The 692-nt window shown below is 34.4% G+C and carries 1 protein-coding gene; it reads left to right on the forward strand.

Annotated features, from left to right (window positions below):
* Positions 1-669, forward strand: a 669-nt coding sequence (locus ACFQ1U_RS13670) for a T9SS type B sorting domain-containing protein (protein ID WP_386109334.1), incomplete at its 5' end; no start/stop codon positions are given.
* Between the last annotated feature and the right edge of the window lie 23 nt (positions 670-692).

The following is a 692-nucleotide window of genomic DNA, read 5'->3' on the forward strand; positions in this document are numbered from 1 at the left end:
CAGTGGACTAAAGATCAAGACCCTGCGGTGATTAGCAATACAGATAATCTAACAGTAAATCAAGGTGGATTTTATCATGTTACGGCCACCAATACAACCACAAACTGTGAAAGAACCAGAACAATTATTGTTGAAGAATCAATTATTGCTACCATTACAGAAGAAGATATTACTGTAGTAGACGATACCAATAATAACTCTATTACCATTAACAATGATGATAATAATTTAGGGATAGGAAGTTATGAATTTGCTCTTCAAAACGAAGAAGGTTTTATAGTACAAAACTTCCAAGACGAACCTTATTTTGATGGTTTAGAAGGTGGAATTTACACTGTACTTGTGCGTGATAAAAATGGATGCGGAACCGCTCAAATACAAGTATCTGTCATTGAATTCCCTAAATTCTTCACCCCTAATAATGATGGTTATAATGATACATGGACTGTTAAAGGTGTTAATCAAGATTTTTACCCACAAACTATGATAAATATTTTTGACAGACACGGTAAAGTATTAGCCAGTTTTCCGGTGAATAGCCAAGGGTGGGATGGCTTATACAACGGAAGCCCGCTACCTTCCAACGATTATTGGTACGATATACAACTAATCGATAATAATGGAAATCTTAGAACTAGAAAAGGGCATTTCTCTTTGCTTAGAAAATAAAAACAATACCATAAAAACCTAAT

It is taken from the genome of Tenacibaculum geojense (assembly GCF_042676005.1).
Taxonomy (GTDB): domain Bacteria; phylum Bacteroidota; class Bacteroidia; order Flavobacteriales; family Flavobacteriaceae; genus Polaribacter; species Polaribacter geojense.